Here is a 20684-nt window from a genome sequence, read left to right as displayed (position 1 = left end):
GATCGAAGCAGTCGTGTCTAATTCAGAGCGCGTCGCTGTCGGTCTCGCCGGTGCGGATGCGCAGCGCGTGGTCGATCGGCGTGACGAAGATCTTGCCGTCGCCGATCTGGCCGGTGCGGGCCGTCGAGGTGATGACGGCGACCGCCTTGTCGGCGACGTCGGAGGCGACCGCGATCTCGATGCGCAGCTTCGGCAGGAAGTTCACGACATATTCGGCGCCGCGATAGATCTCGGTATGGCCCTTCTGGCGGCCATAGCCCTTCACCTCGGTCACGGTCATGCCGTGGACGCCGATCGCCGTCAGGGCCTGGCGGACCTCATCGAGCTTGAAGGGTTTGATGATCGCGACGACGAGTTTCATGGTCAGGCCTATTCCCCGGGATGCGCCGCGCCGTATGTCCCCGGCGCCGCGTCAATCTGGCATCTTTACGGGCAAATGGCACAAAAAAGTTGCAGATTGAAGCGGAAAAACGTTTGGCCAAGGGAGGCCATGTGAACGGCCGCCTCTGTACAGGGCATCCGTTCATCCTTCACAATGCATTTTTGGCATGGATGCGGTGAACCGAAGCGGTGAACCTAAGCGCCTTGGCCGGTACATAAGTATGTTCGAGGGGGACGTTTCATGGCGAGTTGGTTCTACGCATCCGAGGGCAAGCAGCAGGGGCCCTTTCCGGAAGGACAGTTCCGCGATCTGATCGCCCAGGGCGTCGTCCGCCCGGACACGCTGGTGTGGACCGAGGGCATGGCCGGCTGGCAGAAGGCGGCCGAAATTCCCGGCCTGGTCGGCGGCGGCGCGCCGCCGATGGTTCCAGGCGGCGGGCCCCCGGCGATGGGCGCCGGTGGTTACGCTGGCGCGGCCAGCGGCGGATCACTCGCTGTCGATTTCGGCATCCTCGAGTTCACCTGGCGCACGCTCGTGCTCGTGATCGGCTCGTGCTTTGTCATTCCGGTGCCGTGGCTGTTCGTCTGGTACACGAAATGGATCGTACCCTGCATCAAGGTCCCCGGGCGGCCCAATCTCAGCTTCACCGGCAGCGCGATGACGCTGGTGCCCTGGGTTTTTGGCTTCATCGTTCTGGCGATCGCGCTCGGCTTCGTCGGCAGCCAGTTGCTGAGCAATCTGCTGTTCATCGTCCAGATCGTGCTCTACTGGCTGCTGATCAAATGGATGGTCGCGAACCTCGCTTCCAACGGGCAGCCGCTCGGTCTCAGCTTCACCGGTTCGGTCTGGGCCTATATTGGCTGGAATCTGCTGTTCGCGATCTCGATCATCACCATCATCGGCTGGGCCTGGGTGGCTGCGGCCCAGATGCGCTGGTTCTGCCGCAGCATCGAAGGCACGCGGCGCGAGATCGTGTTCAAGGGCAGCGGTCTCGACATCCTCTGGCGCGGCATCGTGGCTGCGATCCTGTGCAGCCTCATCATTCCGATCCCGTGGGTGTATCGCTGGATCATGAACTGGTTTGCATCGCAGACCGAACTCGCTCCGCGCGGCTCGCTCTAAGGATGGTCCGGTAAGCCATAAGCGCGATTTACCGCGCTTATGGCGATCAGGCTTTCCGCGCCGATGTATCAGGCGTGAATTGCCAGTTGTGGGGCGATGGCTTCGGCGACAACACGCATGTCGCGCGCGAGCGCCAGCGAGGTCGCGCGGTCCAGCTGGCTGCCGAGGCCGACGGCCGCGATGGTGTGCGAGATCGTTCCCTTCGCGTTGAGGACGGGCACGGCGACGATCGTCACGCCGGCAATGTAATTGCCGCGGTCGATGCTAAAGCCCTGCTTGCGCACCTGATCGACCTCCTTGCGCCAGGCCTCGAAGGTCGGCGCGTTGTGCCAGCGCAGCAGGCGAAAGCGCTTCTCGATCTCCTTCTCCGGCTGGCCGCTGAAGGCGGCGACGCAACGCCCCGTGGCGCTGATCAGCGCCGGAAAACGGCTGCCGATGTCGACGTGGAGCCGCACCGGCGCCTGGCTGCGCGCCAGCGCGACGACGATCATGTTGTCGAGATCCGGCACTTCGACGCCGATCGCGGTGACGCCGTAGCGGCCTGAGAGCTCCTCGAGCTTCGGCCGCATCAGGCTGGGAAAATCGGCATTCTCGAGCACGGCGCGCGCCAGCGGCAGCATGCCGACGCCGAGGCTGTAGCGTTTGGTCTGCGGATCGACCTGCAGCAGATCCTCCGCGAGCAGCGCGCGCACGATGTGCAACGCGGTGCTCGGCACCAGGTCGAGAGTTTCCGCAATCGCCTTGAGACTCTGCGGCGCAGGACTGCGGCTGAGCAGGCGGAGGATGGCGACGGCGCGCGTGACCGCGGGCACGGCGCGGACACGGGGTGATTTGGCATTCGGCATGATCGTATCGGTACAACAGCGGCTGGAGTGCAACAACACCAACTCATCGAGTCAGCGCTAACGCAGCGCTGATCTTTCGCCTCGCGCGGGCACGCGCCGCAAGCTCCGGCGTGATTCACGCAAATTGTACATATACAATTAATAACGCTATTTGACAATTGGCGCGTCGTCGGTATCTTGCCGGTCATGACCAAGCTGACCGACTTCACGAGCTACGCCGCCGCGCAGACGATCTTCTCTCCGGAGAAGCTCTGGGAATTGTTCGACGGCAATCGCGCGCAGCTGAACATCGCGCATGAGTGCATCGACCGGCACGCCGGTCGCTCCGATCCGGCCGTGATCGTCGTCCGCGCCGACGGGCCGGACGAGGTGCTGGGCTTTGCCGAGCTCGCGGAAGCCTCCTCGCGCTTCGCACATGATCTGGTGAGCCGCGGGATCAAGCCCGGCGATCGCGTCGCGGTCATGCTCGAGCCGTCGCGTGCGTTCTACGTGGCGGTGTTCGGCACCATGAAGGCCGGCGCCATCGCCGTGCCGCTGTTCACGCTGTTCGGACCCGACGGCGTCAAGCTGCGCGTCAACGATTGCAAGCCGCGGCTGATCGTGACCAACGCGGAGAAAGCGCCGCTGCTCGCCGGGATCGGCACCGAGGTCGTGGTCGCCGATGACGCGTTCCTGAACGGCCTGCAGCGCTTCGCGCCGCACTTTACCCCTGAGACGACGGCCGACGACATGGCCCTGTATCAATATACGTCCGGCACGACGCGCGAATTGCCCGAAGCGGTCAAGCACACCCATCGCTCGATCGTCACGCTGATGGTGGCGGCGCTGTACGGCACCGGGCTGCGTCCCGGCGACCGCTTCATCTGCCCGTCATCGCCGGCCTGGGGACATGGACTCTGGCACGGTACGCTGGCGCCGCTCGCACTCGGCATCACCATCGGGGCCTATGCCGGCAAGTTCAATCCGGAGCGGCTGCTGGCGGCGCTCGAACGGCACCGCTTCACCAACATGTCTGCGGCCGCCACTCACTACCGCATGATGCGCAATTCCGGCGCCGCACCGCGCTATCGCTACGCGCTGGAGAAATTGTCGTTCACCGGCGAGCCGATCGACAGCGAGACGGCGACCTTCGCGCACGACACCTTCGGCCACCAGGTCTGCAGCATGTATGGCACCACCGAGATCGGCGTGATCCTGGTGAGCTATCCCGGCGCGCACGACTTCGTCGTCAAGCCGGGATCCCTCGGCAAGCCGATCCCCGGCGGACGCGTCGAGGTGCACGACGCCGAAGGCAAGCCCTGCGCGCCCGGCGTGACCGGCGAGCTGAAGGTCTGGCGTCGCGGCGAGTGGATCGCGACCAAGGACCTCGGACGCATCGACGACGACGGCTACTTCTATCACGGCGGCCGCGCCGATGACGTCATCATCTCCGCCGGCTGGACCATGAGCGCCGTCGAGATCGAGGACGCGATCCTCAAGCATCCGGAAGTGCGCGAGGCCGCGGCCATCGGCGTCCCCGATCCGCTGCGCGGGCAGGTGGTGAAGGCGTTCGTCGTCACCGACCGTCCCGGCGATACGTCGTTCGAGCACGAGATCCAGGACGTCGTGCGCCAGCGCCTCAGCCATCACGAATATCCGCGTCTCGTCAGCTTCGTCGCGGAGCTGCCGAAGACGCCGGCCGGCAAGGTCAACCGCAAGGTGCTGCGCGACCGCGAGCAGGCCGCCAAACAATCAGAAGCGACGAATTAAAGAGAGGAACGTCACATGCTGGACAAGACCGAAAGCAGGTTTCCGAAAATCACCGAAGAGGGCCTCGACGATCTGCGCAAGCGCATCGGCGTGACCATCGGCGTGACCGCCGAGCCCTGGTGCTATGAGGCGACGCGCGACAACATCCGTCATTACGCGCACGGCATCGGCGACGACAATCCGCTGTGGTGCGACCCCGACTACGCTGCCAAGTCCGCTTACGGCGGCATCATCGCGCTGCCGAGCTTCCTGTTCTCGACCAGTCGCATCGTGTCGGGCTATGTCGGCGGGATGCCCGGCGTCCACGCCATGTGGTCGGGCGCGGACTGGACCTGGCACAAGGCCGTCAGGCGCAACGACGTGATTTCGACCGAGGCCAAACTGAAGGACCTCGTCGAGCATCAGACGCGCTTTGCCGGCCGCGCCATCCAGCAGACCTATCACGTCGATTTCTTCAACCAGCAGGGCGACCTCGTCGCCGAGGCGGACAGCTGGTGCTTCCGCACCGAGCGCGACCACGCGCGCGAGCAGGGCACCAAATACAAGGAAGTCAGGGCCCGTGAACCGCGCCGCTACAGCGACGAGGAGCTCGCCGCGGCCTACAAGCATTATGCCGACGAGCGGATCCAGGGCTCGCGTCCGCGCTACTGGCAGGACGTCACCGAAGGCGAGGCGCTGCCGGTGATGCTGAAGGGACCGATGACCGTCACGGGCTTCATCGCCTATGCGCAAGGCTGGGGCGGTCTCTACATCCGCGCCAACAAGCTCGCGTGGAAGCTGCAGGATGCCCATCGCGGCCTCGGCATTCCGAACCGCTTCAATATTCCCGATTGCCCCGAGCGCGTGCACTGGGAAGAGGAGTTCGCGCTCGAGGTCGGCGCGCCCGGCGCCTATGATTACGGTCCGGAGCGCTGCTCCTGGCTGACCCATCACCTCACCAACTGGATGGGCGACGACGGCTTCCTGCGCCGCGCGACCTGCAAGATCCGCCGGCACAATCCCGAGGGCGACATCCTGTTCATCAAGGGCAAGGTGAAGCGCAAATTCATCGAGAACGGCCGTCATCTCGTCGAGATCGAGCAGGAAGCGCGCAACCAGGACGACGAACTCTCCGTGCTCGGAACCGGCATCGTGCAATTGCCGAGCCGTAGCTGACAGCAACCAACTGGGCGCATGAGCATGCCCGCACCTGATCTCACGCGCGGAGCGGTGACCGGCCTCAAGGTCGTCGATCTCTCGCGCGTGCTGGCGGGGCCGCTGTGCACGCAGATGCTGGCCGATCATGGCGCCGATGTCGTCAAGATCGAGCCGCCATCGGGCGATGAGACGCGCGGCCTCGGACCGCCCTTCGATGCGGCGGGACAGGCGGCGTATTTCGGCGCCGTCAATCGCGGCAAGCGCGGCATGGCGCTCGACTTGTCGCGCGCCCTGGGGCGCGCGGTGCTCGAAGGCTTGTTGAAGGATGCCGATGTGCTGGTGGAGAATTTCCTGCCCGGCACCATGGAGCGCTGGGGGCTCGGCTACGAGGCCCATCTCTCCGAGCGCTTTCCGCGACTGATCTATTGCGCCATCTCGGGCTTCGGCGCCGACGGGCCGCTCGGCGGCCTCCCCGGTTATGACGCGGTGCTGCAGGCCATGTGCGGCCTGATGAGCATCAACGGCACGCAGGGCTCGGGCCCGACGCGGGTCGGCGTTCCCATCGTCGATTACGTCACGGGCTACAATGCGCTCACGGGTGTCTTGCTTGCGCTCGCGGCGCGCGAACGGACCGGACTGGGGCAGCGCGTCGAGGTGACGCTGTTCGACACCGCGCTCGGCCTGCTGGTGCCGCACGCGGCAAACTGGATCTGCTCGGGCAACGTTCCCGGTCGGCTCGGCAGCGCCCATCCCAACATCGCCCCTTACGACAAATTCGCGGCCGCCGACGGCGAGATCTTCCTCGGCATCCTCAATGACGGCCAGTTCCGCCGCTTCTGCCAGAAAGTCAGGCGCGGCGACCTGCTGGATGATCCGCGCTTTCGCACCAACGCCGATCGGCTCACCCACGTCGCAGCGCTACGCACTGAACTGGAGCGCACGCTGGCCGGCTTCAAATCGGAGGCGCTCTGCCGCGACCTGATGCAGGCCGGCGTTCCCGCCGGCGCCGTCAACACCGTGCCGCAGGCGTTCGCGCAAGCCCATGTCGCCCATCGCGACATGCTGGTCGAGAGCGAGGGCCATCGCGCGCCCGGCATTCCCGTGAAGCTGCGAGAGACGCCGGGCAGCGCCACGCGACGGCCGCCCCGCTTTGGCGAGCATGCGCGCGAAATTCTGGCGGATGCCGGCTTCGATGAGGGTACGATCGACAGCCTGATCGAGGCCGGAATCGTCATTCCGCAACGGAAGGACCCTGCGACACGATAAGACCACCAACAAGAAGACGACCAAAATAATCATAACGAGAGGAAACGAGCATGCTGAGATCCGCGAGATGGGCCGTGGGATTGCTGGCCCTGCTATGGAGTTGCGCAAGCCTCGCGCAGACCTATCCGACGAGGCCCGTCAAGATCATCGTTCCCTATCAGGCCGGTCAGGGCACCGACGTCGTCGCGCGATACCTCGCCGATCATCTGTCGCGCACGCTCGGCCAGCGCTTCTATGTCGAGAACAAGCCGGGCGCCGGCGGCAATATCGGGGCCGAGCAGGCCGCGCATTCGGAGCCCGACGGCTACACGCTGTTGATGGGCACCAACGCCACCCAGACCATGAACGAGTTCATGTATCCGTCGATGGGGTTCGCGCCTGCCAAGGATTTTGCGCCGATCATCCTGGTCGGCAAGCTGCCGCTGGTGATCACAGCCAGCCCGTCGTTCGCCGCAAACAACGTGGCGGATCTGATCACGGCTGCCAAGGCGAAGCCCGACCGGATCGACATCGCTTTGCCGAGCACGACGGCGCGCGTCATCTTCGAGTTTCTCAAGGATGTGACCGGCGCGCCGATGTTCGGTGTTCCCTACAAGGGCTCGGCGACCGCGATGACCGACGTGCTCGGCGGACAGGTTCCGCTGATCATCGATACGGTCACGGCGGTGCGCACCCAGATCGACGACGGCAAGCTGAAGGCGCTCGGCATTACCGTACTGAAGCCGAGTGAGCTTTTGCCGGGCGTAAAACCCGTCGCCGAGCAGGGCGTGCCTGATTTCGAGATGGCGGGATGGAATGCCTTCTACGCGCCACGCGCCACGCCGCAGGCGGTCATCGAGCTTCTGAACGGCGAGTTCGCCAAGGCGCTGGCCCTGCCCGAGACCAAGAAGCGGCTACACGAGCTGGGACTCGATCCGGCCGGTGGAACACCGGCTGACCTTGCCCGGTTCGAGACGAAGGAGCGCCTGAAATGGGGGCCGGTGATCAAGGCAACGGGCCTGCAGGGCGGCTGACGCCGATCAGGCTCTTTGCTCGAGCATGATCTCGTCCGAGAACCGCTTCCCACGTCTCGGGATCATGCCTTGCGTTCGCGCACCGAGCCTTCCTGCGCCACTGACGCCACCAGCGTGCCGTCGGGCTTGAAGATGAGGCCGCGCGACAGGCCGCGGCCGCCGCGCGCGTTCGGCGAATCCTGGGCGTAGAGCAGCCATTCGTCGGCGCGGAACGGGCGGTGGAACCACATCGCGTGATCGAGGCTAGCCGGCATCATGTCCTTGTCGAACAGCGTGCGGCCGTAGCGCGCCATGATCGCGTCGAGCAGCGAGAAGTCCGATGCATAGGCCAGCGCGCACAGATGCAGCGCGGGATCGTCGGGAAGTTTGGCAGCCGTGCGGATCCAGATATGGATGCGACCGTCGTCGACCTTCTGGCCGAAATAGCGGCCGATCTCGACGGGACGCAATTCGATCGGACGATCCATCTCGTAGTAACGGCGGATGAACTCCGGCATCTCCTTGAAGATCGGTTGCTTCGCGACTTCCTCCGCCGTCAGCTTCTCCGGCGGCGGCACATCGGGCATCTTGTCCTGGTGATCGAAGGCGCTTTCCTCCTCGGCGTGGAACGACACCATGATCGAGAAGATCGCGTTGCCGTGCTGGATCGCGGTGACGCGGCGGGTCGAATAGCTCTTGCCGTCGCGCAGGCGCTCGACCTGGTAGATGATCGGGACCTTCGGATCGCCCGGCAGAATGAAATAGCAATGCAGCGAATGCGGCAGCCGCCCCTCGACGGTGCGGCAGGCCGCGACCATCGCCTGCCCGATCACCTGGCCGCCGAACACCCGCTGCCAGTCCGTCTTCGGGCTGTTGCCGCGAAACAGGTTCACCTCGAGCTGTTCGAGGTCGAGGATCGAAATGAGGTCGAACAGGCTTTTGGACATGGAATGAACCTTCTTGCCGTCGTTCCGGGGCGGATGCTCCGGAATGGCACATTTGGGCCGTTCCGCCCTTGTTTCACCGCACTGTTTCGCCCAGCTCAAGTCTGCTAGCAAGACCGAGAATTGACCGGGAAGCTTGGTATGTCGGTACAGGGAAGCATTGTCATTGGCGGCGGCGCGTTTGCGGGCCTCGCGCTGGCGCTGGCGTTGCGCCAGGGACTGGGTCCCGAGATCCCCGTCATCGTCGCCGATCCCGCGCTCGGCACGCGGCCGAGCCGGGATCCGCGCGCCACCGCGATCGTCGCCGCCTGCCGTCGCCTGTTCGAGGCGATCGGCACCTGGGACGACGTCAGGGGCGAGGCGCAGCCGATCCTCGACATGGTCGTCACCGATTCGAAGCTGGAGGACGCCACGCGTCCGGTGTTCCTGAACTTCGCCGGCGACGTCGCGCCGGGCGAACCCTTTGCCCACATGGTCGAGAACCGCCGCCTGATCGATGCGCTGGTGGTGCGCGCCGAGGCCGAGGGCATCGATCTTCGCGCCACCACGGTGTCGTCTTACGACGCGCGCGCCGAGGGCATCGAAGTCTCGCTCGGCGACGGCAGCGTGATCGCGGCGAGCCTCTTGGTCGCCGCCGACGGCGCGCGGTCGAGACTGCGCGAGCGTGCCGGCATCGTTACGCACGGCTGGGAGTATGATCAGTCCGGCATCGTCGTCACCGTCGGCCACGAGCGCGATCACGAAGGTCGCGCCGAGGAGCACTTTTTGCCCGCAGGTCCCTTCGCGATCCTGCCGCTCTCGGGCAAGCGCTCATCGCTGGTGTGGACCGAGCGCCGGGCCGAGGCCGTGCGCATCGTCGCGCTCAGCGACGAGGACTTCCACGGCGAGCTCGAGCAGCGCTTCGGCCTGCATCTCGGCGAGGTGAAGGCGCTCGACAAGCCGCGCGCGTTTCCGCTGTCCTATTTCGTCGCGCGCTCCTTCATCGCCGAGCGCCTCGCGCTGGTCGGCGATGCCGCGCACGTGATCCATCCGATCGCGGGCCAGGGCCTCAACATGGGGCTGAAGGATGTTGCCGCGCTGGCCGAAGTCGTCGTCGATGCCGCGCGGCTCGGCATGGATCTCGGCGGCGCCGACGTGCTCGAACGCTACCAGCGCTGGCGCCGCTTCGACACCATGGCGATGGGCGTTGCCACCAACTCGCTGAACTTCCTGTTCTCCAACCAGTCGACCTTGCTGCGCACGGTCCGCGACATCGGCCTCGGCCTCGTCGACCGCGCCCCGCCGCTGAAGAACCTCTTCATCCGCCAGGCCGCCGGACTGACGGGCGAAGTGCCAAGGCTGCTGAAGGGCGAGGCGTTGTAAGGCGTAAGTTTAGAGAACGCTCGCGCCTCACTCTCTCCTTGTCGTCCCGGACAAGCGCGCCTCAAGCGCGCGCAGATCCGGGACCCATACTCCGCAGCAATAGTTTTGCGAAGACTCGGAGTTGCCGGCTCGTGCAGCAATGCAATTCGGTGGTTATGGGTCCTGGCTTTCGCCAGGACGACACCGAGGATGTGGCGACGAGCGACGGGCGACGCGTCCTCAATCGATCTTGCGGGCCTCTTCCGGCAGCATGATCGGGATGCCGTCGCGGATCGGATAGGCGAGCTTGGCGCTGCGCGAGATCAGCTCCTGCTTGGCGGAATCGAACTCCAGCGGGCCCTTGGTCAGCGGGCAGACCAGAATCTCCAGCAGTTTGGGATCGACGCTGGCTTCGGGGCGTTCGGTAGGCGCGTTCATCTTTGTCTCCGGCAATTGCTTGCCTCTACCACAGAAATTCGCGTCCGCCCATGGCAGCTGCTCAGGCGGAGACCATCGCCAGGAGCTCGTCGAGCATGCCCTGAAGCCGCGCCGCCGGCACCGGCGCCCCGGACAGGGCAAAGCCGAGAAACGTCCAATAGAGGATCTGCGCGCGGGCCGTCGCCGCCATCGGGGTAAGCCCGCGTTTTCCCAGCAGCTGCTCGATATAGTCGAGCCTGCGGCGGTCGATGGCGCGCACCGCTCCTTGCGCTGTCGCATCGAAGGCTGCCCAGTTGCGCACCGCGCGTTCGAGGTCGAGCCGCGCGCCGAAGGATCTGCGCAGCAGCGCCTGCAGCGGCTCGTCGCCGGCCGCCTCGACGTCGGCGATGATCTGCTCGGCCGCGATCTCGCGCCAGCGCTTCAGCACCGCGGCGTGGAACGCGCCGAGATCGGCAAAATGCCAATAGAAGCTGCCGCGCGAAACCCCCATGGCTTTTGCCAGCGGATCGGCCTTCAGCGCCGTGAAACCGCTTTTGGCAAGCGCCTTCAGGCCTTCCTTGATCCAGTCGTCGGCGGAGAGCTGTTCCGTCATGTCGCGTTCCAAATTCGACCATACACTAGTGTATTGACAAGCGGCAGGCGAGCGCTTAGTTGACCATACATAACTGTATGGAGGCGTTGATGCGTGATCTCCTGCTCCAATGCGCCGGCCTGCTGACCATCGTGGTGGCTCTCATCCACGGCTACCTCGGCGAGGCCAGGGTGTTTGTCCGCGCCCGCATCGAGCCGGAACGGCTGCGCACCCTGATCCGCCTGGTCTGGCAGGCCTCGACCGTCGCCTGGATTGGCGGTGGCGTGCTCCTGATCGCGACGCCCTGGATGGGCTCGGAGCCGGCACGCCACTGGATCGTCGTCACCATGGCCTGTGTGTTCGGTCTCTCCGCTATCGCCAACGCATGGGCTACGCGCGGCCGGCACTTCGGCTGGATGATGCTCAGTGCGGTCGTCGTGCTGGCGGTTGCGGGCTATTGAGCGTCGAATGAGAGTTGAGGCATGACGCTGACACTCGTCACCGGGGGTACAGGCCATCTTGGCCGGGATATCGTCGATCGCCTCGTTCACGACGGACGTCAGGTTCGGGTGTTTGCGCGCGCGCCGGGCCCGCGATCGGATGTTGAATGGGCGATCGGCGACCTCGCGACGGGCGCCGGGTTGCGGGACGCGCTGCACGATGTCGATACGGTGATCAATGCGGCAACCTGGTCGCCGATCGCGCGGCGCGGCGGCATTCGTCCGACGGACTTCTTCACGTCGCCCTCCGCCGTGGACGTCGAGGGCACCGAAAGGCTGTTGTCATGCTGCAGTGAGGCCAGGGTGCGGCACTTTCTCCACGTCTCGATCGTCGGCCTCGATGAGGCAACCCTGCCCTACGCGCGGGTCAAGCTCGCCGGGGAACGGCTGGTGCGTGCGTCAGCACTGTCCTGGTCCGTCGTTCGCGCGATGCCGTTCTACTATCTTCTCGACCGGCTGCTCGCGGGCCTCAGCTGGCTTCCGATGTGGCCGGTGCCGACGACACTGTTCAACCCGGTCGACACGTCGGACGTCGCCAAACACGTCGTGGCCTGCACCTTCGACGGAATGCGTGGCGAGCGTGTCGAGATTGGTGGTCCCGAAGATCTCGAGCTCGTCTCGTTGGCCCGCCGGTATCAGGACGCCCGGGGATGGCGTCAAAAAATCCTGCCGATGAACCTGTCGGACGCGAGGGCGCGCGGCATGGGCTTCGCCGTCAGCCGAGGTGTTCGCGGACAGCTCTCGTGGGCGGATTGGCTGCGACGCAACTATCCTGCGGCGTGAGGCGTTAGGCCGCAGAGGTGGGTCAAATGCGCACTGCGCACGGAGAGCACTCAGCTTTTGGACAATGTTAGAACTTATCTAAAGCGATCCATGCCCGAACCCGATTGACTTCACCTCCTCCTTTGCTTCCTTCGGTCCCGCTCGCGGCTCCGCGCAGCGCCCACGACAGAGGAGGAGAAGTTCGTGAAGGTCATTCGTGTTGTTGCCATTGCACTGACGATCGGGATTGGCGCGGGATCGACGGCCATGGCCGACGGTTTCAAGGATTGCACCAAGCTCGACAAGGCGTCGTGGAAGCCGGCCAGCGAAGCCGAAGCCAAGGCCAAGGCGCTGGGCTACGAAGTGCGGCGCTCCAAGATCGAAGGCTCGTGCTACGAAGTGTACGGCGTCAAGGAAGGCAAGCTCTACGAGCTGTTCTACAGCCCGGAAGATCTCAGCCTGAAGCACACGATTGCCAAGTAAGGCTGCCAAGTAAAACTTGCCAGTTGAGCTGCGCGAGATCGTCCGCGCAGAGTGAGGCTTGAGGGTGGTCCCAGCTTGATCGAAGAAGCGGTGCCAGAAGCGCGCGGGGTGTCCGACAGGGCCCCCGCGGATCGAACCGCTTCGCGGACGGTCGCGGTCTGGGATCTGCCGCTGCGCCTCTGGCACTGGGCTTTCGCGGCCAGCATCCTGGCCGCGTGGTTCACGCCCACCGTCTATGACCGGCTGCATCGCATCGTCGGCTATACCGTGCTTGGGCTTCTCGCCTTCCGCCTGGTCTGGGGTTTTTGGGGCAGTCGCTACTCCCGCTTCCGCATGGTCGGCGTCCGGCTGCGTGCCGGGCCGCGCTATCTCTGGAATTTGCGCCGCGGCATCACCGGCCGCTATATCGGTCTCAATCCCGCCGGCACGTTGATGCTGGTGGCGCTGCTGCTGGCGACCGCCGTCTCGGCGATCACGGGCGCGATGTCGGTGACCGTGACCTTTTTCGGCCTCTGGTGGGTCGAGGACACCCACCATTATTCATCGGACGCGGTCATCGTGCTGGTCGTGCTGCACGTGCTTGGCGTGCTCCTGATGGGACTGCTTCAGCGCGAGAACCTGATCCGCGCAATGATCACCGGCCGCAAGCGCATCCGTGGTCACCACTAGCGTCTCGCTGCACGCTTTCTTCCGTCCGCCTGGGCGCGGTCGACAAATCGAATTGAGCAGGAAGCGTTAACGCGCCGGTAAGTATGCAATCGGGCGTTGCACAAAATTAACGCGATGAACGTTTAGCGCGTACACCATCGACACTATTGACGGTGGAGCCAGATTGCATGTTCCGCGTTTTTTCCTGTCTGACGGCTGAGCACGATTGGCGGCTCGTTGTCCTCGCAGGCCTGGTCTGCTTCGTCGCGAGCATCGTCGCGGCCAGTATCTTTCATCGTGCGATCGCGACGCGCGCGAGAAGGCGGTGGATCTGGATCGCGATTGCCGGCGCAGCCATCGGATACGGAATCTGGGCGACGCATTTCGTCGCGATGCTTGCTTATGAGCCCGGCGTCACGACCGGCTATGGCCTCCTGCTGACTGCGTTTTCACTCGCCGTGGCAATGCTTTTGACCTCGGTCGGCTTCGGTGTTGCGGTCGGCACGTCCGGCCGCTGGGGCGCGATGGCAGGGGGTGTCATCGTCGGAGGCGGCATTGCCAGCATGCACTATCTGGGAATGTGGGCCCTTGAAGTGCCTGGCCGGGTCGCCTGGTCGGTGGACCTCGTATTCGTCTCGATCATTTTGGGCATGTGTCTCGGCTACGCCGCGCTGGCGGTTGCCCTGACCTACCAGGGCTATCGGGGCACGCTGGCAGCAGCCGTCCTGCTCACACTCGCCATCGTGTCGCATCACTTCACGGCCATGGGTGCCGTACAGATCACGCCGGATCCCACCCTCGCGACGGATAGTCTTTCGCTTTCCCCGGCTTTCCTCGCGCTTGCCATCGCCGGTGTCGCACTTTCCGTGCTGGGGATGAGCCTGATCGGCGTGGTGGCCGATCGTCGCATGGCAAGCAGAACCGCCAGGTTCGAGGAGATCATCAGCCAGCTTTCGGTCGCCCGGCAGCAGCTCGAAGACTCGCAGCAGGAACTCCAGGATCAGACGCTGAGGCTGGACACGGCGATCAATCACATGGTTGAAGGCCTTTGCATGTTCGATGCCGACAAGCGGCTTGTCGTCTGCAACGAGCGTTATGCCCGGCTCTATCAGCTGCCGCCGGAGCTGCTGAGGACGGGGACATCGCATACCGACATCATCAGGCATCGTATCGTGAAGGGCATTCTCAAGGGCGATTCCAGCGAGGGCGCCGCCGAGCAATTCATCTCGAAACTGGCGGCCCTGCCGTTCGATGCCGTCTCGAGCAGGATCGACGAGTTCGCCGATGGCCGGCTGATCTGCGTGACGCGGCAGCCGATGGCCGGCGGCGGATGGGTGGCCACGCATCTCGACGTGACCGAGCAGCGCCGGTCCGAGGCCAAGATCACCCATATGGCGCAACACGACGCGCTCACCGATCTGCCAAATCGCGTGCTGCTCAGGGAACGGATGGAGCATGCGATTGCGGTGACGCGCAACGGCGGCCTCGATCTGGCCGTGCTCATGCTCGACCTCGACCGCTTCAAGGAAGTCAACGACACGCTTGGACATCCGGCGGGCGATGCGCTGCTGCGCGCCGTCTCCGCGCGTCTGCGCGAATGCGTCACGGAAACCGCGTTGATTGCGCGTCTCGGCGGCGACGAGTTCGCGGTGATCGATTACGTGACCAACCCGGCCGTGGAGGCCGCCGCCCTTGCCGAGAACATCAGAAAGGCGCTTTGCCAACCTTTCGATCTCGGCGATCACCGGGTCACGGTAGGCACCAGCATCGGCATTGCCATCGCGCCGCGCGACGGCAACGATTCCGACGTGATCCTGAAGAGCGCGGATCTCGCCCTCTACTCGGCCAAGAGCGGCGGACGCGGTGCATTCCGCTTCTTCGAGCCGGAGCTCGACGAGCTCATGCATGCGCGACGCAATTTGGAGCGCGACATGCGGGATGCGCTCGCGGGGCGTCAATTCGAGCTTCACTACCAGCCGTTCCTCAGCGCCGCGAGCGGCGAGACCTGCGGCTTCGAGGCCTTGCTGCGCTGGCATCACCCGCAGCGAGGCCTGGTCCTGCCGGGCGAATTCATCCCGCTTGCGGAGGAGACCGGCTTGATCGTGCCGCTGGGAGAATGGGTCTTGAGGACCGCCTGCGCGGAGGCTGCCACATGGCCCGCGCATGCCAGGATCGCGATCAACCTGTCTCCCGCCCAATTCAGGAGCAAGGAGCTCGTCCCGGTCATTGTCGGCGCGCTGGCGAGTTCAGGGCTCGCGCCGCACAGGCTCGAGCTCGAGGTCACCGAGACGGTGATCATGCATGACAGCGAGGCCGTCTTTGCGGTGCTCGCTCAGCTGCGCGAGCTCGGCGTGCGAATTGCCCTGGACGATTTCGGCACCGGCTATTCATCGTTGAGCTTTCTGCAGAGATTCCCGTTCGACAAGGTCAAGATCGACCGCAGTTTCGTCGCCGAACTATCCAGCCCGCGGGCAGACGCGCGCCATCTCGCGCGCGCGGTGGTTCGTTTCGCAGTCAGCCTCGGCAAGACGACGACCGCCGAAGGCGTCGAAACCAAGGAGCAGCTCGACATCCTCCGCGAGGAAGGGTGCGTCGAAACACAGGGCTATTATTTCAGCCGGCCGATGCCTGCATCCGACGTCGCCAGATTGCTGCGGCGGGATGAGGCAGCCATCCGCGCTGCGTGAGCCGTTAAAGCGCGATGAGATTGGGATGAATCGTCATCGCGCTTTAGGTTGTTGTTTGCGCATGATCTTTCCGGAAAACCGCTTCGCACTTTTCCGGATCATGCTTCAGGCCCTCACTGCAGCGGCGGATCGCCGCTGGTGCGCTTCTTGGCGAGGTCCATCTCGGTGACCGCGATCAGGATCTCGGCGCGGGTCTTCAGGTCCGGCGCCTCCAGCATGGCCTGCTTTTCGGCGGGGCCGTAAGGCGACATCATCGCCAGCGCGTTGACGAGCGCCTCGTTGGGCGCGCTCTCGACGCCCTCCCAGTCGACCTTGAGATTGTTGGCCTTCAGGAAGTCCGCGAGCACCGACAGCAGCGCCTCCCGATCGACCTCGTCCTCGCCCATGCGGGCCGTGAAGTCGTCGACGAAGGTAAAGAAATCCACCTTGCACTGCCGGTAGGCGGTGAGCACCTCGAGCTCCTCGACCACCTTGAAGCGGGAGACGCCGGTGAGCTCGAGGATGTAGCGGCCGTCGCCGGATTCGGCGAGCTGGGTGATGCGGCCGACGCAGCCGACGCGGAACAGCGCGGGCTTGTCGGAATTCTTCGGCGAGTGCGCCACGTCGGGCTGGATCATGCCGATCAGGCGATGGCCGTCGCGGAAGCAATCGTCGACCATCGCGAGATAGCGCGGCTCGAAGATGTTGAGCGGCATCTGGCCGCGCGGCAATAGCAGCGCGCCCGGCAGCGGAAACACCGGAATGATTTCGGGAAGGTCGGCGGGTCCGCGATATTCGATGTTGATCGGCATCTGGTCCCCGCTGACGCTTGTACGCTGTCCTTACGAAAACAGGATCGTCGACAGGCGCTTTCGTCCCTCGACCGTTGCATCATCCGTGCCGCCCCAGGCCTCGAAGAACTGCACGAGCTGCTTGCGGGCGCCGTCGTCGTTCCACTTGCGGTCGCGCTTGATGATCTCGAGCAGCTGGTCGGTGGCGGCCGCGCGGTTACCCTGCGCGTTGAGCGCGGTCGCGAGGTCGAACCTGGCCTGATGATCGAGCGGGTTTGCGGCGACTTTCTGTTCCAGCTCGGCCACGGGCCCGAGCTGCTCCGCCTGCTCGGCGAGATCGATCGTCGTCTGCACGGCCTTCACAGCGGGATCGTTGCGCTTGGATTCCGGTACCATGGCCAGCGTCTGCTTGGCCTGCTCCATCGCGCCGGAGACGGCATAGCATTTGGCAAGGCCGGCCAGGGCCGCGATGTTGGTCGAATCATGCTGCAGCGCCTCGGCATAGATCTGCGCGGCGGCCGCGGCGTCGCCCTCGGCGAGCACGGCATCGGCTTCCTGCACGATCTCTGCGACATTGACCTCGCCCGGAGCGGTGACGCCCTTGGTCAGCTTTTCGATGAAGGCGTTGAGCTGGCTCTCAGGGACCGCGCCCATGAAGCCGTCGGCCGGCTGGCCGTTGACGAAGGCGATCACGGCCGGGATCGACTGGATGCCCATCTGGCCCGGGATCGCCGGGTGCTGGTCGATGTTCATCTTGACCAGCTTGACCTTGCCCTTGGCCGCCTTGACCGCCTTCTCCAGTACGGGGGTGAGCTGCTTGCAGGGGCCGCACCACTCCGCCCAGAAGTCGATCAGCACCGGCTGGCGCTTCGATTCCTCGATGACGTCCTTCACGAAGGTCTGGGTGGTGGTGTCCTTGATCAGATCGGCCGCAGCCGGGCCCGCCGCTCCGTTACCCTGGTCGATGATCGTCACGGGATCCCCTCGTCTGATGTCTGGAATGGCGGCTCTTTAGCACGTCGCCAACGCCGATGCTTGTTGTCGGCTCCTAAATTGGGCCGAATAGGCCGAATTTCAATCCACCGGGGCCGATTCGGCGGTTCCGGGCCGTTTTCGGGCGATTCGGCCGCATTCGGGCTCCATTTAGGGCCCGCAATTGCGTATCTATGCCGCCGGTAGCTGTTGCATTCCCCTCCCGCTTTTGGCATACGACAGCCGTTGCCGGCGCGTCACGCGACCGACACAGGATGCGGGTGTAGCTCAGTGGTAGAGCACGACCTTGCCAAGGTCGGGGTCGAGGGTTCGAGCCCCTTCGCCCGCTCCAATTTTTCCCAGAGCATCCAGCCAAACCAGACCGGGCCGTGGTTTTCCGCGCCGCTGGCGGCTGTATTGGGTTTGCAATGACAATTCTGGTTACGGGCAGCGCTGGGCACCTCGGGGAGGCCCTTTTGCGGACGCTCCAGGCGCAGGGTTCGCCAGCGCGCGGGATCGATCTGAAGCCCTCGCCCTTCACCGATGCCGTCGGCTCGATCGTCGATCCCGCGTTCGTGCGCGAGCAGATGGCCGGCGTCGCGGCCGTGATCCACACCGCGACGCTGCACAAGCCGCATGTGGCGACCCACGCCAGGCAAGACTTCGTCGACACCAACGTCACCGGCACGCTCAACCTGCTCGAGGCGGCTGCGGCCGCCGGTGTGAAGAGCTTCATCTTCACCAGCACCACCAGCGCGTTCGGCTCGCAGCTGCGCCCCGAAGCGGGGCAGGCGGCGGTGTGGGTTACCGAGGACCTGCCGTCCGTCCCGAAGAACATCTACGGCACGACCAAGCTGATGGCGGAGACGCTGTGCGAGCTGTTCTTTCGCGAGCGCGGCCTGCCGGTCGTCGTGTTGCGGACCTCGCGCTTCTTTCCGGAGGACGATGACGATCCGGCGATGCGGTCGGCCTATCCGCTGGACAACGCGCAGGCCAACGAGCTGCTCTATCGCCGGCTGGATATAGCGGACGCCGTGAGCGCCCATCTGCTCGCCGTCGAGCGCGCGTCAAAGATCGGTTTTGCTCGTTACATCGTCTCGGCCACGAGCCCGTTCGAGCCGCATCATCTCGCGGCGCTGGCGGATGACGCGGCAAGCGTCGTGCGCGCGCTCCATCCGGATTGTGCGCAGCTCTACGCGGCGCGCGGCTGGCGCCTGTTTCCGCAGATCGACCGCGTCTATGTCAACGCGCGCGCCCGGCGCGAGCTGGGCTGGCGGCCGGAATTCGACTTCGCGCATGTGCTGCAGTGCCTGCGTGCGGGTCAGGATTTCCGCAGCACGCTGGCGCGCGACGTCGGGTCGAAAGGCTATCATGAGGCGGTGTTTGACGACGGGCCCTACCCAGTCGCCTCGTAAGCGCCGCGTTCGTAGTTTTGCTCGACGCATCAAGCGTCTGTCCGGGTTCACCGGGCGCGCCGCGGCCTCCGCCGTTCTACTGTGCATGGGGTTGTTTTCGCATTTTTTAATGTGGGCCCTTCCCGCTGCCTCCAAATTGAGCCGCGCGTCATTCTGATTCCGCGTTGCAGCGAGATCGTTGTCGTTGCTGCGGCTGGCGCCGGCAGCAAATCCGTCTCAATTTTTATTGAGCGCAACCGCAGCACACGCGATGCGCTTCTCACCGCTCGCAGATGTGCTAACCTTTTTAAGTCTGTCGTCCTGACAGACTCCGAACTTCGCCTACTCAAACAGCAAAACAAGAACGTGCAGCCCTGACGGCTGCCTTAGGGGAGTGACGCGATGACATCGATGTTCCATCGATCCGTGTTGGCGCTTGCAGCGGTTGCCCTTCTTGCCGGGACCAGCGTTGTCAATGCGCAGCAACAGGACAAAAACCGGGTACTGAAGAAATACGAATCCGGCACCAAGGAATTCTGGACCCATCCGCCGGACGACTGGTTCCTCGGCGACGAGACCGAGGCGCAGAAAGGCCTCGCGCCGCCCTCGGGTCCGCCGACGGGCGCGTCGGAGGCCGAGCTCGCGGCGATGATGAAGAAGATCAAGCTGCCGGCAGGCTTCAAGATCGAGGTCTATGCGCCCGGCGTTCTCGCCGCGCGGCAGATGGCCTGGGGTGACAAGGGCACGTTGTTCGTCGGCTCGTTCGGCCTCGGCAACGTCTATGCCATCAAGGACAACAACGGAAAGAAGGAGGTCAAGACCATCCTCAAGGGGCTGAACATGCCCACCGGTCTCGCCTTCAAGGACGGCGCGCTCTACGTCATCGCGGTCGACAAGCTGATCCGCTACGACAACGCCGAGGCCAATCTCGATAAGCTCGGCGACGGCAAGGTCGTCTATGACGACATGCCGTCCTATGCCGCGCATGGTTGGAAGTACATCGCGGTCGACAAGGAAGGCTGGTTCTTCCTTCCGTTCGGCCCGCCCTTCAATGTCGGCATTCCCCCGACCAGCGTGTCGCAGATCCGGCGCGTCGATCCCAAGACCGGCAACGCCGAGATCTGGGCGCTCGGCGTTCGCAACTCGGTCGGCGGCGACGTCGATCCGCGCACCGGCAAGTTCTGGTTCACCGAGAATGCACGCGACTGGGTCAGCGACGATCTGCCCTCAGACAAGCTGAACATGATCAGCAAGATCGGCGAGCATTTTGGCTATCCCTATTGCCACCAGGGTGACCTGCCCGATCCGAAGTTCGCGATGGGCCACAAATGCTCCGAGTTCACGCCGCCGGTGCTGAATCTCGGCGCGCATGTCGCTCCGCTCGGCATGAAGTTCTATACCGGCGACCAATTCCCCGCCGAGTACAAGAACAACATCCTGATCGCCGAGCACGGCTCCTGGAACAGGCACAAGTACCAGGGCGCCCGCATCATGCGCGTGATCGTCGGGCCCGACGGCAAGAACGCCAAGCAGGAGGTGTTCGCCTCCGGCTGGCTCGAGGGTGACCAGGGCTATCTCGGCCGTCCCAACGACATCATCCTCGCCAAGGACGGCTCGATCCTCGTCGCCGACGACTGGGCCGGCGCGATCTATCGTATCAGCTACAGCAAGAAGTAGCGGA

The 20684-nt window shown here is 64.6% G+C and carries 20 protein-coding genes and 1 tRNA gene; 14 read left to right on the top strand and 7 right to left on the bottom strand.

Annotated features, from left to right (window positions below; genetic code table 11):
• Positions 1-22: 22 nt before the first annotated feature.
• Positions 23-361: a P-II family nitrogen regulator gene (locus XH79_RS15575; RefSeq protein WP_018323564.1), complete on the bottom strand. Its 339-nt coding sequence runs from the start codon at positions 359-361 to the stop codon at positions 23-25.
• A gap of 261 nt (positions 362-622) precedes the next feature.
• On the opposite strand from XH79_RS15575, the gene XH79_RS15570 reads away from it, so the two are divergent.
• Entirely contained in the window at positions 623-1504 is an 882-nt protein-coding gene (locus XH79_RS15570; protein WP_271582188.1) for a DUF4339 domain-containing protein, read from the top strand.
• A gap of 68 nt (positions 1505-1572) precedes the next feature.
• Here XH79_RS15570 and XH79_RS15565 read toward each other — a convergent pair whose 3' ends face one another.
• Positions 1573-2349, bottom strand: a complete 777-nt coding sequence (locus tag XH79_RS15565) for an IclR family transcriptional regulator (RefSeq protein ID WP_271582187.1) — start codon at positions 2347-2349, stop codon at positions 1573-1575.
• 186 nt (positions 2350-2535) lie between these two features.
• On the opposite strand from XH79_RS15565, the gene XH79_RS15560 reads away from it, so the two are divergent.
• The 4 genes from XH79_RS15560 to XH79_RS15545 are packed head-to-tail and all read left to right on the top strand — an operon-like array spanning position 2536 to position 7514.
• A complete protein-coding gene (locus XH79_RS15560; RefSeq protein ID WP_271582186.1) occupies positions 2536-4098 on the top strand; it encodes an acyl-CoA synthetase in 1563 nt (520 codons plus the stop codon).
• Between the two features lie 15 nt (positions 4099-4113).
• Positions 4114-5253, top strand: coding sequence for an FAS1-like dehydratase domain-containing protein (locus XH79_RS15555; RefSeq protein WP_212346125.1), 1140 nt, complete (start codon positions 4114-4116; stop codon positions 5251-5253).
• A gap of 24 nt (positions 5254-5277) precedes the next feature.
• Positions 5278-6501, top strand: coding sequence for a CaiB/BaiF CoA transferase family protein (locus tag XH79_RS15550; protein ID WP_271582185.1), 1224 nt, complete (start codon positions 5278-5280; stop codon positions 6499-6501).
• Positions 6502-6551: 50 nt separating this feature from the next.
• Positions 6552-7514, top strand: coding sequence for a Bug family tripartite tricarboxylate transporter substrate binding protein (locus tag XH79_RS15545; protein ID WP_212346129.1), 963 nt, complete (start codon positions 6552-6554; stop codon positions 7512-7514).
• A gap of 62 nt (positions 7515-7576) precedes the next feature.
• Here XH79_RS15545 and tesB read toward each other — a convergent pair whose 3' ends face one another.
• Positions 7577-8440 (bottom strand): acyl-CoA thioesterase II, encoded by an 864-nt coding sequence (tesB, locus tag XH79_RS15540; protein ID WP_212346131.1) that lies wholly within the window; start codon positions 8438-8440, stop codon positions 7577-7579.
• Positions 8441-8578: 138 nt separating this feature from the next.
• Here tesB and XH79_RS15535 point away from each other — a divergent pair, with 138 nt between their 5' ends.
• A complete protein-coding gene (locus tag XH79_RS15535; RefSeq protein ID WP_271582184.1) occupies positions 8579-9799 on the top strand; it encodes a ubiquinone biosynthesis hydroxylase in 1221 nt (406 codons plus the stop codon).
• A 219-nt stretch (positions 9800-10018) separates the two neighbouring features.
• Here the strand turns inward: XH79_RS15535 and XH79_RS15530 are convergent, their stop codons facing one another.
• On the bottom strand, positions 10019-10216 hold the full coding sequence (locus XH79_RS15530; RefSeq protein ID WP_007598651.1) for a Trm112 family protein: 198 nt from the start codon (positions 10214-10216) through the stop codon (positions 10019-10021).
• Between the two features lie 61 nt (positions 10217-10277).
• The gene (locus XH79_RS15525; protein WP_271582183.1) at positions 10278-10808 is read right to left on the bottom strand and encodes a TetR/AcrR family transcriptional regulator; all 531 of its coding nucleotides are present in this window, start codon (positions 10806-10808) and stop codon (positions 10278-10280) included.
• 89 nt (positions 10809-10897) lie between these two features.
• Between XH79_RS15525 and XH79_RS15520 the strand changes: the two genes are divergently transcribed.
• The 5 genes from XH79_RS15520 to XH79_RS15500 all read left to right on the top strand — a co-directional run bounded on the left by XH79_RS15520 (position 10898) and on the right by XH79_RS15500 (position 15867).
• Positions 10898-11248 (top strand): hypothetical protein, encoded by a 351-nt coding sequence (locus tag XH79_RS15520; protein ID WP_212346138.1) that lies wholly within the window; start codon positions 10898-10900, stop codon positions 11246-11248.
• A 21-nt stretch (positions 11249-11269) separates the two neighbouring features.
• Entirely contained in the window at positions 11270-12070 is an 801-nt protein-coding gene (locus XH79_RS15515; RefSeq protein ID WP_271582182.1) for an SDR family oxidoreductase, read from the top strand.
• A gap of 183 nt (positions 12071-12253) precedes the next feature.
• Positions 12254-12532, top strand: coding sequence for a PepSY domain-containing protein (locus tag XH79_RS15510; RefSeq protein WP_100233301.1), 279 nt, complete (start codon positions 12254-12256; stop codon positions 12530-12532).
• Positions 12533-12607: 75 nt separating this feature from the next.
• A complete protein-coding gene (locus XH79_RS15505) occupies positions 12608-13201 on the top strand; it encodes a cytochrome b/b6 domain-containing protein (protein ID WP_271582181.1) in 594 nt (197 codons plus the stop codon).
• Positions 13202-13368: 167 nt separating this feature from the next.
• Positions 13369-15867: a bifunctional diguanylate cyclase/phosphodiesterase gene (locus XH79_RS15500; protein WP_271582180.1), complete on the top strand. Its 2499-nt coding sequence runs from the start codon at positions 13369-13371 to the stop codon at positions 15865-15867.
• A gap of 113 nt (positions 15868-15980) precedes the next feature.
• Here XH79_RS15500 and XH79_RS15495 read toward each other — a convergent pair whose 3' ends face one another.
• Both XH79_RS15495 and trxA read right to left on the bottom strand, forming a co-directional pair.
• Positions 15981-16658, bottom strand: coding sequence for an LON peptidase substrate-binding domain-containing protein (locus tag XH79_RS15495; RefSeq protein ID WP_212346147.1), 678 nt, complete (start codon positions 16656-16658; stop codon positions 15981-15983).
• Between the two features lie 30 nt (positions 16659-16688).
• The gene (gene trxA, locus XH79_RS15490; RefSeq protein ID WP_211405164.1) at positions 16689-17612 is read right to left on the bottom strand and encodes a thioredoxin; all 924 of its coding nucleotides are present in this window, start codon (positions 17610-17612) and stop codon (positions 16689-16691) included.
• A gap of 274 nt (positions 17613-17886) precedes the next feature.
• Here trxA and XH79_RS15485 point away from each other — a divergent pair.
• The 3 genes from XH79_RS15485 (at position 17887) to XH79_RS15475 (ending at position 20680) form a co-directional block, all read left to right on the top strand.
• Positions 17887-17961: transfer RNA gene (locus tag XH79_RS15485), tRNA-Gly, on the top strand.
• 76 nt (positions 17962-18037) lie between these two features.
• Positions 18038-19024 (top strand): NAD-dependent epimerase/dehydratase family protein, encoded by a 987-nt coding sequence (locus XH79_RS15480; protein WP_271582179.1) that lies wholly within the window; start codon positions 18038-18040, stop codon positions 19022-19024.
• A gap of 381 nt (positions 19025-19405) precedes the next feature.
• Positions 19406-20680: a PQQ-dependent sugar dehydrogenase gene (locus XH79_RS15475; protein ID WP_271582178.1), complete on the top strand. Its 1275-nt coding sequence runs from the start codon at positions 19406-19408 to the stop codon at positions 20678-20680.
• Positions 20681-20684: the final 4 nt, after the last annotated feature.

It is taken from the genome of Bradyrhizobium sp. CCBAU 45389 (genome assembly GCF_028128625.1).
In the GTDB taxonomy this organism is placed as follows: domain Bacteria; phylum Pseudomonadota; class Alphaproteobacteria; order Rhizobiales; family Xanthobacteraceae; genus Bradyrhizobium; species Bradyrhizobium liaoningense_B.
This window is presented reverse-complemented; position numbering and strand designations above follow the sequence as displayed.